The organism is Streptomyces actinomycinicus (assembly GCF_016741775.1).
GTDB lineage: Bacteria > Actinomycetota > Actinomycetes > Streptomycetales > Streptomycetaceae > Streptomyces > Streptomyces actinomycinicus.
Genome location: NZ_JAERRK010000004.1, coordinates 505,806 through 520,328 on the forward strand (window position 1 = coordinate 505,806; position 14,523 = coordinate 520,328).

Below are 14,523 nucleotides of genomic sequence, written 5' to 3' on the forward strand. Positions count from 1 at the left end.
CGGCACGCTCAGTCGTGGGCCCGTCCGGCGGAGCGCTCAGGTGTCCGGCAGCGGCTGTTCGGCCCAGATGGTCTTGCCGGCGGCGGTGTGCCTGCTCCCCCAGCGCTGGGTGAGCTGGGCGACCAGCAGCAGGCCCCGGCCGCCCTCGTCGTAGGCGTGCGCCCGGCGCAGGTGGGGGCTGGTGGAACTGGCGTCGGAGACCTCGCAGATGAGGGCGCGGTCGCGGATGAGGCGGAGCTGGATGGGCGGTTCGCCGTAGCGGATCGCGTTGGTGACGAGTTCGCTGACGACGAGTTCGGTGACGAACGCGGTCTCCTCCAGTCCCCAGAGGGCCAGTTGCTCGGTGGCCGCCTGGCGGAAGACCGCGACCTGGGCGGGGTCGGGTGGCACGTCCCAGGTGGCGACCCGGTCGGCGCCGAGGGCGCGGGTGCAGGCGAGCAGCAGGGCGACGTCGTCGCCGGGCTGTTCCGGGAGCACCGCCTTCAGGACGTTGTCGCACAGCTCCTCGAGGGAACCGGCGGACGCGGCGAGGACCCGGCAGAGTTCGTCGGTGGTGCCCTCCGGGTCCCGGTCACGGTCCTCGACGAGGCCGTCCGTGTAGAGGGCGACGACGGATCCCTCGGGCAGTTCCTGTTCCGTCGCCTCGAAGGGCAGCCCCCCGACGCCGAGCGGTGGCCCGGCGGCCATGGGGACGGACTGGGCGACGCCGCCGGGCAGGACGACGACCGGGGCCGGGTGGCCGGCGGCGGCGAGGGACAGACGGCGCGAGACGGGGTCGTAGACGGCGTACAGGCAGGTCGCCCCGAGTTCGGCGACCTCCTCCCCGTTGTTGTCGGACGACAGGTGGGTGACCAGGTCGTCGAGGTGGGTGAGGAGTTCGTCGGGGGGCAGGTCGACGTCGGCGAGGGTGCGGACGGCGGTGCGCAGCCGGCCCATGGTGGCGGAGGACCGGATGCCGTGGCCGACCACGTCGCCGACGACGAGCCCGACCCGGCCGCCGGAGAGGGGGATGACGTCGAACCAGTCGCCGCCGATCCCGGCCAGGGATCCGCTCGGCAGATAGCGGTGGGCGACCTCCACGGCGGCCTGGCCGGGCAGGCCCTGCGGGAGCAGGCTGTGCTGGAGGGCGAGGGCGGTGTCGCGTTCGCGGGCGAAGCGACGGGCGTTGTCGATGCAGACGGCGGCGCGGCTGGCGAGTTCCTCCGCGAAGACGGCGTCGTCGGGGGCGTACTCGTCGGGGTTGGTCTTGCGGATGCAGACCGCGACGCCCAGCGTGGTACCGCGGGCCCGCAGCGGAACCGCGATCACGGAGTGGGCGCCGTCCCGGTGGCGGCTGCCCCCGGGCGAGCGGGCGTTGCGTTCCGCGAGCCACTGCACGAACGACGGCTCGCCGGCCTGGCTGCGCACGACGCGGCCTTCGCGGATGGCCTGGGCGGGTGGTGAGGGCGGCTGGTAGGCCTCGGTCCGGCCTAGGGCGACGGCCGTGGCCGGGTTGTCCGGACTGGTGGAACGGTGGGCGACCCGGCGCATCTCGACCGCGCCCTCCGGGACGGCCGGCGGCTCGTCCGCGCCGAGCACCCAGTCGAGCAGGTCGACGCTGGCGAAGTCGGCGTACCGCGGTACGAGGAGTTCGACGAGTTCCTCGGCGGTGCGTACGACGTCCAGGGTGGTGCCGATGTTCGTGGCGGCCTCGTTGAGCAGGGCGAGCCGGCGCCGGGCCCAGTACTGCTCGGTGTTGTCGAAGGCGGCCATGGCGACCGCGGTCTGCTCGCCGGACTCGGCGCGCAGGGGCCACATCTCGATGCTCCAGTGGTGTTCCCGGTTCAGGGTGGGGGAGCCGGCGAAGCTCTCGTAGCGGACCGGCCGGCCGGTCTCGGCGACCTCGCGGAGGTGGTGCTGAAAGCCCCGGTTGTACTCGACGTCCGCCACGGTCTCCGGGAAGAACCGGCCCGTCAAAGCCTCCTCGGCGACGCCCATCACCGCGCAGGCCGCGTCGTTGAGGCGCAGGTAGCGCTGCTGGAGGTCGAAGACCGACATGGACATGGAGGCCTGCTGGAAGGCCTGGGCGGCCAGAGCGGTGCCGGACGGGTCCGCGGTGAGGACATGGCCGGCGGGGGTGCCGTCGGCGCCGGTGACCGGGCAGGCGGTGACGCTCAGCTCGATCCGGTGGCCGTCGCGGTGGCGCAGTGCGACGGTTCCGGAACCCATGGTGAGCAGCTCGCCGAGAGTCTGCTGCGCCAGCAGGTCCGCCGCCGGCCTGCCCACGACCTCACCGGCCGGGTGGCCGGTGAGCTGCCGTGCGCCCTCGCTCCACCCGGCCACCCTGCCCAGCGCGTCGATGATCACCACGGCGGCGACATGCCTCATATGCCCCAGGATGTTCCGATTGCCCCGAGGCATCAAGCGGCGGGTCCGCCGGGCTCAGTCCTTCCGCGCGCGCAGGGCCTCGAGGGCCCGGTCGGCGTGGGTGTTCATGCGCAGCTCGCTGCGGACGATCTCCAGGACGGTGCGGTCCTGGGCGATCACGAAGGTGACGCGCTTGGTAGGGGCGAGGGAGAAGCCGCGCTTGACGCCGAACCGCTCGCGGACCGTCCCGTCGGCGTCGGACAGCAGCGGCATGCCGAGACCGTGCAGGCCGGCGAATTCCTGCTGCTTGTCGACGCCGTCCCCGCTGATGCCGACGGGGCGGGCGCCGACGGCCGCGAACTCGGCGGCGAGGTCGCGGAAGTGGCAGGCCTCGGCGGTGCAGCCGGGGGTGAGGGCGGCGGGGTAGAAGAACAGGACGACCGGGCCGTCGGCCAGCAGCTCGGTGAGCCGCCTGGTCGTCCCGGTCTCGTCGGGCAGGGCGAAGTCCTCCACCTTGCTCCCGACGGTGATGCGCTCGCTCACGGCTGTCCCTTCCCTGCGTCGGTCGTCTCGGTGCGCTCGGTCACGACTGCCCCTCCGGTACGTCGGCCGTCTCGAAGCCCTCGGTCACGACTGCCCCTCCGGTACGTCGGCCGTCTCGCAGCCCTCGGTCATGACCGCCGCTCCCCGTTGCGGGCCACTCCGCGGGCCCACAGCACGAGCGGCACCTGGAGCGGCAGCCGGGCGAGGGCGGCCGTCCTGAGCGGCGCCGGCCGGTCGCGCCAGTCGACGGCCATCTGCACGTTGGCGGGGAACACCCCGACGAAGAAGGCGGCCGCCGCCTTCGCGGCCGCCGTGCGCGTGCGGGGCGCCACGAGACCCGCGGCGAGGGCCAGTTCCACGGCTCCGCTGGCGTACGTCCAGGCCCTGGGCGAGCCGGGCAGCCGGCGCGGGACGGTCGCGTCGAAGGGACGTGGGGCGGCGAAGTGGGCGACCCCGGCGGCGGCCAGGAGGCCGGCGAGCAGCAGGGGTGAACGTTCGGACCGGGGCACGGTTCCTCCTCTGGTGACCTGCCGCCGGATATTACTCGACGGTACGGGCCGTGACGCCCGTGCACCGGGGGGGGCCGGCCGACGACGGCCCCGGGGAGCGGGCGGACGCTGTCGCGCGGCCTCCAGGGCGACGGCGACGGGGACCGCGACCCCCTTGCCGGCGTCTCAGCCTGCCCGGTACAGGTCGGTGAGCAGTTCGAGCACCGCCTGGAGCGCCGGGTGCGGATCGTCGCGCCACCAGGCGAGCCGTACGGCGACGGGTTCGGCGTCGCGCACCGGCCGGTACACGATGCCGGGTCTCCGGTACTGGTGGGCGGTCGACTCGGCCGTGACCCCGATGCCGCGCCCGGCCGCGATGACGGTCAGCCAGTCGTCGACGTCGTGCGTCTCCTCGGTGACGGGGCGGGTGTCCGGCGGCCACAGCTCCGGATTGGCCGTGCCGGTACGGCGGTCCACCAGCAGGACCCGGTCGGCTAGGTCGGCGAGCCGCACGGAGCGGCGCCGGGCGAGCGGGTCGTCGGCGGCGAGCGCGCACAGCCGCCGTTCCAGTCCGACGATGGCGGTGGCGAAGCGCCGGTCGTCCGGTGGTCTGCGGACGACCGCGAGATCGCAGGCGCCTTCGGCGAGCCCGGCGGAGGGTGCGTTGACGCGCACCAGCTGGAGGTCGGTGTCCCCCTGGAGGGTGCTCCAGCGCCGCTGGAAGGCGACCGTGTGCCGGCCCAGCGCGGACCAGGCGTAGCCGACGCGCAGCCGGGTGTGCCCCGAGGTGGCCTCCCGCACCAGGTCGGACACGTCGGCGAGCACCCGCCGGGCCTGTGCCACCACCCGCAGCCCGGTCGCGGTGGGTGTCACCTCCCGGGAGGTGCGCCGCAGGAGCCGCACGCCTAGGGCACGTTCGAGGGAGGCGAGGGCGCGCGAGACGGCGGCCTGGGAGACGCCCAGGGCGATCGCCGCGTCGGTGAACGTGCCCTCGTCGACGATGGCGACGAGACAGCGCAGCTGCCGGAGGTCGATGTCCTGCATACGCATAGCGTATAGATCGAACGGCTCATGCATTTTGCGCAAGCAGCGAGGGCCCGCACGATCCCGGCATGCGCGAAACGCTCGAACGTCCGGCCCGGGCCGGGACCTTGGCGGCTCCCCTCCCCCTGCGCCGGCCGGGCCGGCCGGCCGGGGTGGCCGCCATGGCCCTCAGCGGGCTGTCCAACCAGACCGGCGCCGCCGTCGCCGCCCTGGCCTTCCCCGTCCTCGGCCCGCTGGGAGTGGTGGCCGTGCGGCAGTACGTGGCCGCCCTCGCCCTGTTCGCCGTCGTCCGGCCCCGGCTGCGCGCCTTCACCTGGCGGCAGTGGTGGCCGGTGCTGCTGCTCGGCGGGGTGTTCGGCACGATGAACCTCAGCCTGTACAGCGCCGTCGACCGGATCGGCCTGGGCCTCGCCGTGACCCTGGAGTTCCTGGGGCCGCTGGCGATCGCACTGGCCGCGTCCCGGCGGCGGCTGGACGCCGGGTGCGCGGTACTGGCCGGCGCCGGGGTCGTCGTCCTGATGCGCCCGCGCCCCTCGGCCGACTACACCGGGATGGGCCTCGCCCTGATCGCCGCCGGCTGCTGGGCCTCGTACATCCTGCTCAACCGGCTCGTCGGGCGGCGCGTGCCCGGCGCCCAGGGCGCGGCGGCGGCCTCGGCAGTGTCCGCGGTGGCCTTCCTTCCCGTCGGCATCGCCGTCGCGCTCCGCCACCCGCCCACGCCCGGAGCCCTTCTGGGCGCCATGGCCGCGGGGGTCCTCTCCTCCGCCGTCCCGTATCTCACCGATCTGCTGACACTGCGTCATGTTCCGCCGCGGGCTTTCGGGTTGTTCATGAGTGTCAACCCGGTCCTGGCGGCCGTCGTCGGCTGGGTGATCCTGGGGCAGGGCCTCGGCGGCGTGGAGTGGGCGGGCATCGGGGCGGTGGTGACGGCCAACGCGGTGAGCATCGCGACGACGCCCCGCTGAAGGCGCGGGCCCAGGAGAGCCGTCCGCCCGAGCCGCCTCGCCGTCCGCCCGAGCCGCCTCGCCGTCCGCCCGAGCCGCCCTGCCGTCCGGCTGCGCACGTGTCCGGCCGGACGGCTCTAGTCGTCGTCGCGCAGCCTGCGCCAGATGCGGGTGCGGTGCAGCAGATAGAGGGAGACGAGCACGGCGAGCACCTGCAAGCCCACGGCGAGCAGCCAGAATTCGTCCCTGGTCTCCAGTTCGTCCGTCAGGAACGCGAAGTTCATACCGAAGAACCCGGTCAGGAACGACAGGGGCAGGAAGATCACCGACACGATGGCGAGCCGGTTGATCACGCCGTTCTGTTCGCCGGCGATGAGCGAGGAGTAGCTGGCGAACGCCCGGCGGGTGGCCTCCTGGAGCGACTCGATGTCCGCGAGCACCAGTCGTCCGCTGGTCTGGAACTCCCGGGCGAGCCGACGCCGCTCCTGCGGAAAGGCGGGACTCAGCATCCGCCGGGTGAGGACGTCGTCGGTCACCTCGAGGAAGGGCCGCAGGAAGTGGTGCAGGAGGGCGGCGCGGCGCCGCAGGTTCGACAGGCGGAACACCTGCTCGGGGCGCCGTGCCGCGAACATGTCGTCCTCGAGTTCCTCGGCCTCCAGCAGGGCCTGTACGGCCGCCCGGCGAAAGGAGCTGAGCGCCTGCCCGAGCAGGAGGAAGAGCACCGCCACGGGGTCGGAGGGCTGCTCGTGCGACAGCCTCTCGCTGAAGGACCTCACGAATTCCGGCTGGCCCCGGTGCACGCTGGTCACGAACCGCTCGGTCACCACCACGTGCACGTGGACGATCCGCTCCTCGTGGACCACGGGGACGACGAGACCGGCTCTGTCGCCGAGAAACTCGGCCCGCGGGGGCTCGTCCGGCCTGCCGAACCAGTCCAGTCCCTCGGTGTCCAGGCCCAGCTGGTCGGCGACGGACGGCACGTCCGGCTGCGCCACCGCCGGCTCTGACTCCCGCGCCCGCACCGGCTCACCCGGCCGTCCCTCCCGCGCCTCGCCCGGCAGCACGACGTCGACGAGCACGAAACGGTCCGTTGCCAGCCGGCGACGCGCCTCCGCCACATCCGTGCGGGTGACGGCCACCTCCGGCATCGACACCACCGATACGATCATCGCCCCTCGCCGTTCGTCCTGACGCCCGCCGGTTCCAGCGTCCGCGCGTTGCACCGTCCCCGCACGCGCAGGCACTCGAGCGCGGCCCCGGGCGGTCCGAACGGATGACGGGCCACGGGTTCCGGCGGATTCCGGCCCCTCCCGCCGTTTCCCAGTGACAGCGGCACAACCATCCGGCCTCCCGGCAGGTCACACAAGACAGGAGCAAACAGCTTCAAAACAACAAGGGGGAAATAATGGGATTCAGCCGTTCCGCCCTGGCCGTCACCGCGGTGGCGGCCCTGTCGCTGGGGGCCGCGACCGCCCTGGCGGCACCTGCCTCCGCCGCACCGAACACCACACCGCAGAAGGTCTGCGGCAGCGGCTACAAGACGGTGAACTCGGCGCCCGTGGGCTCGCTGGGCACCGTGTACCTGACCTACAACTCCGCGAACGGCAAGAACTGCGTCGCGACCATCCGCACCAACCCGGGCACCGCCCGGGCCGTGTCCGCGTGGGTCTACGTCCCCGACACCGACCAGGGTGACCAGGACTACGGGACGTACACGTCGTACGCCGGCCCGGCCCGCGTCTACGGCAAGGGCCACTGCGTCGACTGGGGCGGCAACATCAGCAACGTGTACGTGCAGGTGTCCGGCTCCAACTGCGCCTCGCTGGCGGAACACCGGATGACCTTCACGCGCTGACCCGGACCGTGTCGCCCCGGCCGGACCCGCCGAGGTCATCGGCCGGCCGGCCGGGGGGCGTCGACGCGTTGCGGGCGCGGTCACGGCAGGTCAGGGAGCGCCTCGAGCCGGCGGTGCGGCAGTCGCACGACGAGCCGGCCGGGCACCGCGGCCCCTGGTCGAGAGCGCAGCCGGAGCAGCTCAGGAGGAGCGGCGGCTAGCAGCCGGCGGCGGTGACGGGCGCGCCGAACCACTTCCGCAGCGGGCCGGCCAGTTCCGCCGGGTCCTCACCGGCCCAGGCCACATGACCGTCCGGCCGCAGGAGCACAGCGGGTACGTCCAGGTCCTCGCCGGTGTCCACAACGTGGTCGACGCGGTCCTCCCAGCCCGCCGCGGAGAGCCGGCCGGTCCGGTCGAGCAGCAGCCCGCGGCCGGTGTGCAGCAGCTCGTAGAGGCGCCCCTGCTTCAGTTCCACGTCCCGCATGCGCCGGCCGAGCAGCTCGTGGCCCTCGCCGAAGTCGTAGCGGACCCCGATGGCGATGATCTTCTCGATCAGGTACCGGTTCACCTCCTCGAAGTCCATCAGCTCCGTCATCAGCCGGCGCACCGCCCGCGGCCCCGGTGCCAGGGACACCAGCTCCATCTGCGCACGGGTGTTGTCCAGCACGTCGGCGGCCACCGGGTGCCGTTCGGCGTGGTAGCTGTCCAGCAGCCCCTCCGGTGCCCGGCCGGAGACCTCGGCGGCCAGCTTCCAGCCGAGGTTGAACGCGTCCTGCACACCGAGGTTGAGCCCCTGCCCGCCCATCGGCGGGTGGACGTGCGCCGCGTCGCCGGCCAGCAGCACCCGGCCGACCCGGTAGCGCTCGGCCTGCCGGGTGGCGTCACCGAAGCGGGAGAGCCAGCGCGGCGAGTGCACGCCGAAGTCCGTGCCGGCGATCGCCCGCAGCTGCCGCTTGACCTCGTCGAGCGTCGGCGGGACCGAGCGGTCGTCGGCCACCTTCTCGGCGGGCACGACGACGCGGTACAGCCCGTCCCCGAGGGGCATGGCGCCGAACCGCACCTGCGTCTTGCGGACTTCGGTCACCACGGTGGTCAGCGTCTGCGGTGACGCGGTCAGCTCGACCTCGCCCAGCAGCGTGTCGACGCTGCTGGGTTCCCCGGGGAAGCCGACGCCGAGCAGCTTGCGCACGGCACTGCGGCCGCCGTCGCATCCGACGAGGTAGCGCGAGCGCAGCCGCGTGCCGTCGGCCAGTTCGGCGGTCACCCCGTCCTCGTCCTGGCTCAGCCCGGCCAGTTCGCAGCCGCGGCGGATCTCGGCGCCGAGCCGGGTGGCGTGCTCGGCCAGCAGCCGGTCGGTGACGGTCTGCGGGATGCCGAGGGCGTAAGGGTGCGAGGTGTCCAGCCGCTCGGGCGAGCGCCGGTAGATGCCCGCGAAGAAGCCGTCCAGCGGATGCTTCCGGCCGAGCGCGAGGAATCGGTCCACCAGACCGCGCTGGTCCAGCACCTCGAGGCTGCGCGCGTGCAGGCCGAGCGCGCGGACGACCTTGGTCGGCTCGGTCGCCTTCTCCAGCACCACGGTGCGCACGCCGCGCAGCCGCAGTTCCCCGGCCAGCATCAGGCCGGTCGGTCCCCCGCCGACGACGATCACGTCGATCATGAATGTCCCCCCATGAGAGCACGATGTATGTGCACAGATCCCCCGAATGCCTGCATTCTGCAAGTTCCGGGCTTCGGCCCGACATTCTGCGGTACGACCGGGGCCTTGCCGCAAGGCCCCGGGTGAGCTATACGTTGAGAGAGGCAAGGAGCAGGAACTCCTTGCCTTTCGTCGTCCGGGCCTGCGTTTCGCCGCGACTGCGTTTGTTGCGCGTCACCGCGACTGCGTGTCACCGCGACTGCGTGTCACCGCCTGAAGACCGCACCGCCTCGCCTGAGGCCCGCTCCTCGTCGCCCGACGACCGCGCGGAAACTCGGCGTCCGCTCCCGCCGCAAGGCCGGCGGATTCGTGCTTGCCGGGGTGGACGGTCGGCGAGGCGCCGTGATCAGGTCCGCACGTGATGCGGTGCCGTTGGGGATGCGAGACGGTGGACTGAGTCCCCGGTTCTCCGGAGGGAGCGCGGCGGGCGGCTCGGCGACCTCGACGTGTCGAAGGTGCCGGCCGGCGCCGCGAACGGCGGCCCCCGACCACATGGGAGAGGTGGCGGCGATGGACACCGACTTCGATGTCGTCGTCCTCGGTGCGGGCCCCGGCGGCTATGTGGCCGCCGTCCGCGCCGCGCAGCTGGGGCTCCGTACGGCCGTCGTGGAGGGGCGTTTCTGGGGCGGCGTCTGCCTGAACATCGGCTGCATCCCGGCGAAGGCGCTGCTGCGCAACGCCGAGGTCGCCCAGTTGATCCTGCACGACGCGCAGAAGTTCGGCGTCAGGATCGGCGGGGACGTCGGCCTGGACTACCGCAGTGCCTACGAGCGGAGCCGGATGGTGGCCGAGGGCCGGGTGAAGGGCGTCGGCTACCTCATGCGCAAGAACGGCATCGCCCAGTTCGACGGCCAGGGCGCCTTCATCGATCCGCACACCATGCAGGTGCGCATGCGCGACGGCGAGGTGAGGCTGTCCTTCCGCTCCTGCGTCATCGCCACCGGCGCCACCGTGAAACTGCTGCCCGGCACCACCTTGGGCAAGCGTGTCGTGACGTACGAGGAGCAGATCCTCGCGGACAGCCTTCCGTCGAGCATCGTCATCGCCGGAGCGGGCGCCATCGGCGTCGAGTTCGCCTACCTGCTGCGCTCCTACGGCGTCGAGGTCACACTGGTCGAGTTCCTCGGCCGGATCGCGCCGCTGGAGGACGAGGAGGTGTCGGCCGAACTCGCCAGGCGGTTCAAGCGGCAGGGCGTCACCGTGCTGGCCTCCACCCGTGTCGTGTCCGTCGAAGAGGCCGCCGACCGGGTCCGCGTGACGGTCCAGCAGGACGGTGCCGGACCGCGGGTCCTGGAGGCGGAGCGGTTGCTGCAGGCCACGGGTTTCCAGCCGCGTACGGCCGGCTACGGGCTGGCCTCCGCGGGCGTACGGCTCACCGACCGGGGCGCCATCGACGTGGACGGCCGCTGCCGTACCAGTCAGCCGCACATCTACGCCATCGGCGACGTCACGGCCAAGCTGATGCTGGCGCACGCCGCCGAGGCGATGGGTGTGGTCGCCGCCGAGACCATCGCCGGTGCGGAGACGATGGAGCTGGACTACCGCATGATCCCCCGCGCGACGTTCTGCCGGCCCCAGATCGCCAGCTTCGGCTGGACCGAGAGCGAGGCGCGGGCGGCGGGCTTCGACGTCCGGGTGGCGAAGTTCCCGTTCACCGCCAACGCCAAGGCCCACGGGTTCGGCGACACCGTCGGTTTCGTGAAGCTGCTGAGCGACGCACCCCACGGCGAACTGCTCGGCGCCCATCTGATCGGCCCGGACGTGACGGAGCTGGTACCGGAACTGACCCTCGCCCAGAAATGGGACCTCACGGTGACCGAGCTGGTCAGGAACGTCCACGCGCATCCCACACTGAGCGAGGCGGTCCAGGACGCCCTGCACGGCCTCGCCGGCCACATGATCAACCTCTGACCCGGCCGCCGCCCGCAAGGCCCGTTCAGGGGAACCGGGACGCGAAGGCGCGTGAGGGCGCCGCGGCCGGTCGAGACCTTCTGCCGTGACCGCCGTGACCCTGCCGTTCATCCCGCCGATGCTCGCCACCCCCGGCCGGCTGCCACCCGCCGCCCAGGACGCGCGCTGGGCGTACGAGACCAAGCAGGACGGCCAGCGGGTGATGGTCTATCTGCCCGGCGACGGCACTGTGCTGCTCCGCGCCCGCTCGGGCGAGGACATCACCGGCGCCTACCCGGAGCTGCGGCCGCTCGGCACCTCCCTGGGTGCCACGCCCGCCGTGCTGGACGGTGAGGTGCTGGCCCTGGACGTGGAGGGCCGGGCGAGCTTCCAGTTGCTGCAGAGCCGGATGGGCCTCGCCCACGCCCCCGCGCGTGCGGCACGCCGGGCCGCCCAGGTGCCGGTGCATCTGGTGCTGTTCGACGCGCCGTACCTGGACGGGTCCCTGGTGCGCCTGCCCTATGTGCAGCGGCGGGCGCGGCTGGAGGACCGGGAGCTGGCCGGACCGTACTGGTCGACCCCGCGCGCCGTCATCGGCCATGGCGCCGAGGCGCTGGCGGCGACCCGGGAGCACGGGCTGGAGGGCCTGGTGTGCAAGCGGCTGGACTCCGTGTACGAGCCGGGGGTCCGCTCCCGCGCCTGGATCAAGATCCGGAACATGCGGGCCGAGGACGTGATCATCGGTGGCTGGCTGCCCGGCAAGGGGCGGCTGACCGGGCTGCCCGGCGCGGTGCTGGCCGGCCAGCGCGACGCGGGGGGCCGCTTGCGGTACGTCGGCGGGGTCGGCACCGGCTGGAGCGAGGCGGAACGCGCCCAGCTGGCGCAACTGCTCCGGGACGTGGCGAGCGACCGGTGCCCCTTCGAGCCGGCGCCCCGGATCGCGGACGCGCGCTGGGTGCTGCCCCGGCTGGTGGGCGAGGTCAGCTACAGCACCCGCACCCGGAACGGCATGCTGCGTCAGCCGTCCTGGCTGCGGCTGCGCCCGGACCTCACGCCGGAAGAGTCGGCGGCGGACCTGCCGCCGGGCTCCGACTGACAAGTTCCCTGCCGGAAGGGCCCGTTCACCCTGGGCCTGGCCCCTCCGCCCGGCACCTGCCCCCCCCCCGACGGCAAGGACAAGAACCGTACGGAAAGCTGTGGTTCATGGTGGAACGGCCCACAAGCCGGGCCGGCGGCAGCTGTTCGGCCGTGCTTCACTCCTGCGACGCGTGTGACCTCTTGGCAGCGCGGTGCACGGCGGGGATGCTGAACTCCCCAGCCCCCCACCGCTGTTGGAGGAACTCCGTGCCTTCGTCCGCCTTCCGTGCCCGGAGCGGCAGATGGTCCGCCGTCGTGGCCGGCGCCGCCGCCCTCGTCGTCGCCTTCCCGGCCGCCGCGTTCGCCGCCCCGCCGCCGGCGCTGCCGAAGAACGCCGAAGCCGGCGAGCTGGCGTACCAGCCGGCCTTCGACTACGACACGGACGGCTGCTACCCGACGCCCGCGATCGGGCCCGACGGCACGGTCAACGGCGGGCTGAAGCCGACCGGCGCCCTCAACGGCAGCTGTCACGACGCCTCCGACCTGGACAACACCAACAGCTACTCGCGCTCCAAGTGCAACAACGGCTGGTGCGCCTACCTCTACGGCCTGTACTTCGAGAAGGACCAGGCGCTGCCGGGCAGCAGCATCGGCGGGCACCGGCACGACTGGGAGCACGTGGCCGTCTGGGTGCAGGACGGGCAGATCCGCTACGTGTCGACGTCGAACCACGGCTCCTTCACCGTGCACCCCGTCTCCGAGGTCCGCTTCGAGGGCTCCCACCCGAAGGTCGTCTACCACAAGGACGGCATCAGCACGCACTGCTTCCGGCTCGCCAACACGAACGACGAACCGCCGGAGAACCACAAGCACACCTGGCAGTACCCGGCCCTGGTCGGCTGGAACGGCTACCCGGCCGGCATCCGCGAGAAGCTGAGCGCGTACGACTTCGGCAGCGCCCACTTCGGCCTGAAGGACGGCAGTTTCGCCTCGCACCTGGCGTCGGCGAAGCCGTCCGGGATCCCGTTCGACCCGAACGCCTGAGCCCGCCGGCCACCCTGCCCGCCGGCCACCCTGCCGGCCGGGATCACCCGGCCGGCAGGGTCTCCGGCAGGCCCAGCGCCGCGGCCACGTGCCGCCAGATCGCGGTGAGGGCCGTGTCCAGGGTGACGGTGGGGTCCCGCAGCATCAGCCGGATGCCGTAGCCGTCGCTGAGGGACAGCACGAGCGTGCTCAGGTCGTCCACGTCGGCCGGGGTGAACTCGCCCGAGTCGATGCCGCGGCGCACCGCGCCGGCCACCCAGGCGTGCAGCTGGGCGTACAGGTCGACGGCGAAGGCCCGGGTCGTCTCGTCGCGCAGGGCCCGGGCCCACAGCTCCTGCCAGAGCCGCCAGTCCTGCTGCAGCTCGGGGTCGGTCGGCAGCAGGTTGCGCAGGATACGGGCCAGGACGACCGCCGCCGGTGCGGTGTCCGCGTCCTGCTCGACGTCGACGGCGGTGTTGGCGAAGGAGTGGGTCATCGCCTCGGTGAACAGCTTCTCGCGCGTGTCGAAGTGGTAGTGCAGCAGCGCGGTCGACACCCCGGCCCGCTCGGCCACCATGCGCATCCGGATCTTCTCGAACCCGGTCTCGGCGATCACCTCGCACGCCGCGGCCAGGATGCGCTCGCGTGTGTCCGCCGTGCTGCGCACCTTGGTCGACACCCTGCGGCTCCCCTCGTTCGGTGGTCGTACGCCGAGACCATTTTCCCTCACGGCCGCTCCGCCGGTACGGCCGTCCCGTGCCCGGGCCGCGCCGGGTACGTGTGGAAGCCGCGCCCGGACTTCCGGCCCAGCAGGCCGGCCTCCACCATGCGGGACAGCAGGGGCGGCGGCGAGTAGAGCGGCTCGCGGAACTCGGCGTACAGCGACTCGGCGATGGCCCGGGTGGTGTCCAGGCCGATCAGGTCCGCCAGGGCCAGCGGGCCGAGCGGGTGGGCGCAGCCGAGGACCATGCCCCGGTCGATGTCCTCGACGCTCGCGCCGCCCGCCTCCACCATGCGGACGGCGGCCAGCAGGTACGGCACGAGCAGGGCGTTGACGACGAAGCCGGCCCGGTCCCGGGTGCGTACCACCTCCTTGCCGAGCCGGCCGGTCACGAAGGACTCGGCCCGGGTCAGGGTGTCGGCCGTGGTGAGCAGCGACGGGACGAGTTCGACCAGCCGCAGGACCGGTACCGGGTTGAAGAAGTGCACGCCGACGACGTGTTCCGGGCGGCCGGTGGCGGCGGCGAGCCGGATCACCGGGATGGAGGAGGTGTTGGTCGCCAGGAGGGCGCGTTCGTCGGTGAGGACGGCGTCGAGCCGGGCGAAGACGTCGGTCTTCACCCGCTCGTCCTCCGCCACGGCCTCGATCACCAGGTCACGGTCGTGCAGCGCGTCCATCTGGTCGGTCACGGTGACCAGGCCGGCGGCGGCCTCGCGGCCCGCCGCCGTGAGCCTGCCGTGCGCGGTGGCCCGGTCGAGTGAGCGGACGATGCGCAGGCGGCCCTCCCGGGCCGCGCCCGCGTCGCGTTCGACCACGGTCACCGGCAGGCCGGCCCGCGCACAGACCTCCGCGATGCCCGCCCCCATCTGGCCGCAGCCGACGACTCCGACGCGTTCGATGTCGGTCATCCGAGCTTC

At 73.0% G+C, this 14,523-nt stretch carries 13 protein-coding genes; 5 read left to right on the top strand and 8 right to left on the bottom strand.

Features of this window, described 5'->3' with window-relative positions; genetic code table 11:
• Window positions 1-36: 36 nt before the first annotated feature.
• The 4 genes from JK359_RS11660 to JK359_RS11675 all read right to left on the bottom strand — a co-directional run bounded on the left by JK359_RS11660 (window position 37) and on the right by JK359_RS11675 (window position 4,421).
• Window positions 37-2,367, bottom strand: a complete 2,331-nt coding sequence (locus JK359_RS11660; RefSeq protein ID WP_201834611.1) for an ATP-binding SpoIIE family protein phosphatase — start codon at window positions 2,365-2,367, stop codon at window positions 37-39.
• Window positions 2,368-2,421: 54 nt separating this feature from the next.
• Window positions 2,422-2,889 (bottom strand): peroxiredoxin, encoded by a 468-nt coding sequence (locus JK359_RS11665; RefSeq protein ID WP_201834613.1) that lies wholly within the window; start codon window positions 2,887-2,889, stop codon window positions 2,422-2,424.
• Window positions 2,890-3,017: 128 nt separating this feature from the next.
• The gene (locus JK359_RS11670; protein WP_201834615.1) at window positions 3,018-3,398 is read right to left on the bottom strand and encodes a DoxX family protein; all 381 of its coding nucleotides are present in this window, start codon (window positions 3,396-3,398) and stop codon (window positions 3,018-3,020) included.
• A gap of 165 nt (window positions 3,399-3,563) precedes the next feature.
• Window positions 3,564-4,421 (bottom strand): LysR family transcriptional regulator, encoded by an 858-nt coding sequence (locus JK359_RS11675; RefSeq protein WP_201834617.1) that lies wholly within the window; start codon window positions 4,419-4,421, stop codon window positions 3,564-3,566.
• A gap of 152 nt (window positions 4,422-4,573) precedes the next feature.
• Here JK359_RS11675 and JK359_RS11680 point away from each other — a divergent pair, with 152 nt between their 5' ends.
• Window positions 4,574-5,386, top strand: coding sequence for an EamA family transporter (locus JK359_RS11680; RefSeq protein ID WP_372445396.1), 813 nt, complete (start codon window positions 4,574-4,576; stop codon window positions 5,384-5,386).
• Between the two features lie 116 nt (window positions 5,387-5,502).
• Here the strand turns inward: JK359_RS11680 and JK359_RS11685 are convergent, their stop codons facing one another.
• Window positions 5,503-6,534, bottom strand: coding sequence for a magnesium transporter CorA family protein (locus tag JK359_RS11685; RefSeq protein WP_236677625.1), 1,032 nt, complete (start codon window positions 6,532-6,534; stop codon window positions 5,503-5,505).
• Window positions 6,535-6,770: 236 nt separating this feature from the next.
• Between JK359_RS11685 and JK359_RS11690 the strand changes: the two genes are divergently transcribed.
• The gene (locus JK359_RS11690; RefSeq protein ID WP_201834618.1) at window positions 6,771-7,220 is read left to right on the top strand and encodes a spore-associated protein; all 450 of its coding nucleotides are present in this window, start codon (window positions 6,771-6,773) and stop codon (window positions 7,218-7,220) included.
• Between the two features lie 196 nt (window positions 7,221-7,416).
• Here JK359_RS11690 and rox read toward each other — a convergent pair whose 3' ends face one another.
• The gene (rox, locus tag JK359_RS11695) at window positions 7,417-8,856 is read right to left on the bottom strand and encodes a rifampin monooxygenase (RefSeq protein ID WP_201834620.1); all 1,440 of its coding nucleotides are present in this window, start codon (window positions 8,854-8,856) and stop codon (window positions 7,417-7,419) included.
• Between the two features lie 549 nt (window positions 8,857-9,405).
• Here rox and lpdA point away from each other — a divergent pair.
• From lpdA to JK359_RS11710, 3 genes are all read left to right on the top strand, one after another.
• Complete coding sequence (lpdA, locus tag JK359_RS11700; protein ID WP_201834622.1) at window positions 9,406-10,806, top strand: dihydrolipoyl dehydrogenase; 1,401 nt, start codon at window positions 9,406-9,408, stop codon at window positions 10,804-10,806.
• A gap of 94 nt (window positions 10,807-10,900) precedes the next feature.
• Window positions 10,901-11,881 carry an ATP-dependent DNA ligase gene (locus JK359_RS11705; RefSeq protein WP_201834778.1) on the top strand — a complete coding sequence of 327 codons (981 nt, stop codon included), beginning with the start codon at window positions 10,901-10,903 and terminating at the stop codon, window positions 11,879-11,881.
• A 248-nt stretch (window positions 11,882-12,129) separates the two neighbouring features.
• Window positions 12,130-12,906 carry an NPP1 family protein gene (locus JK359_RS11710; protein WP_307788069.1) on the top strand — a complete coding sequence of 259 codons (777 nt, stop codon included), beginning with the start codon at window positions 12,130-12,132 and terminating at the stop codon, window positions 12,904-12,906.
• A 43-nt stretch (window positions 12,907-12,949) separates the two neighbouring features.
• On the opposite strand, the gene JK359_RS11715 is transcribed toward JK359_RS11710, so the two are convergent.
• Together JK359_RS11715 and JK359_RS11720 are read right to left on the bottom strand one after the other, a co-directional pair.
• Complete coding sequence (locus tag JK359_RS11715) at window positions 12,950-13,564, bottom strand: TetR/AcrR family transcriptional regulator (RefSeq protein WP_307788070.1); 615 nt, start codon at window positions 13,562-13,564, stop codon at window positions 12,950-12,952.
• Between the two features lie 47 nt (window positions 13,565-13,611).
• Window positions 13,612-14,514 (bottom strand): 3-hydroxybutyryl-CoA dehydrogenase, encoded by a 903-nt coding sequence (locus JK359_RS11720; protein WP_201834626.1) that lies wholly within the window; start codon window positions 14,512-14,514, stop codon window positions 13,612-13,614.
• Window positions 14,515-14,523 lie beyond the last annotated feature (9 nt).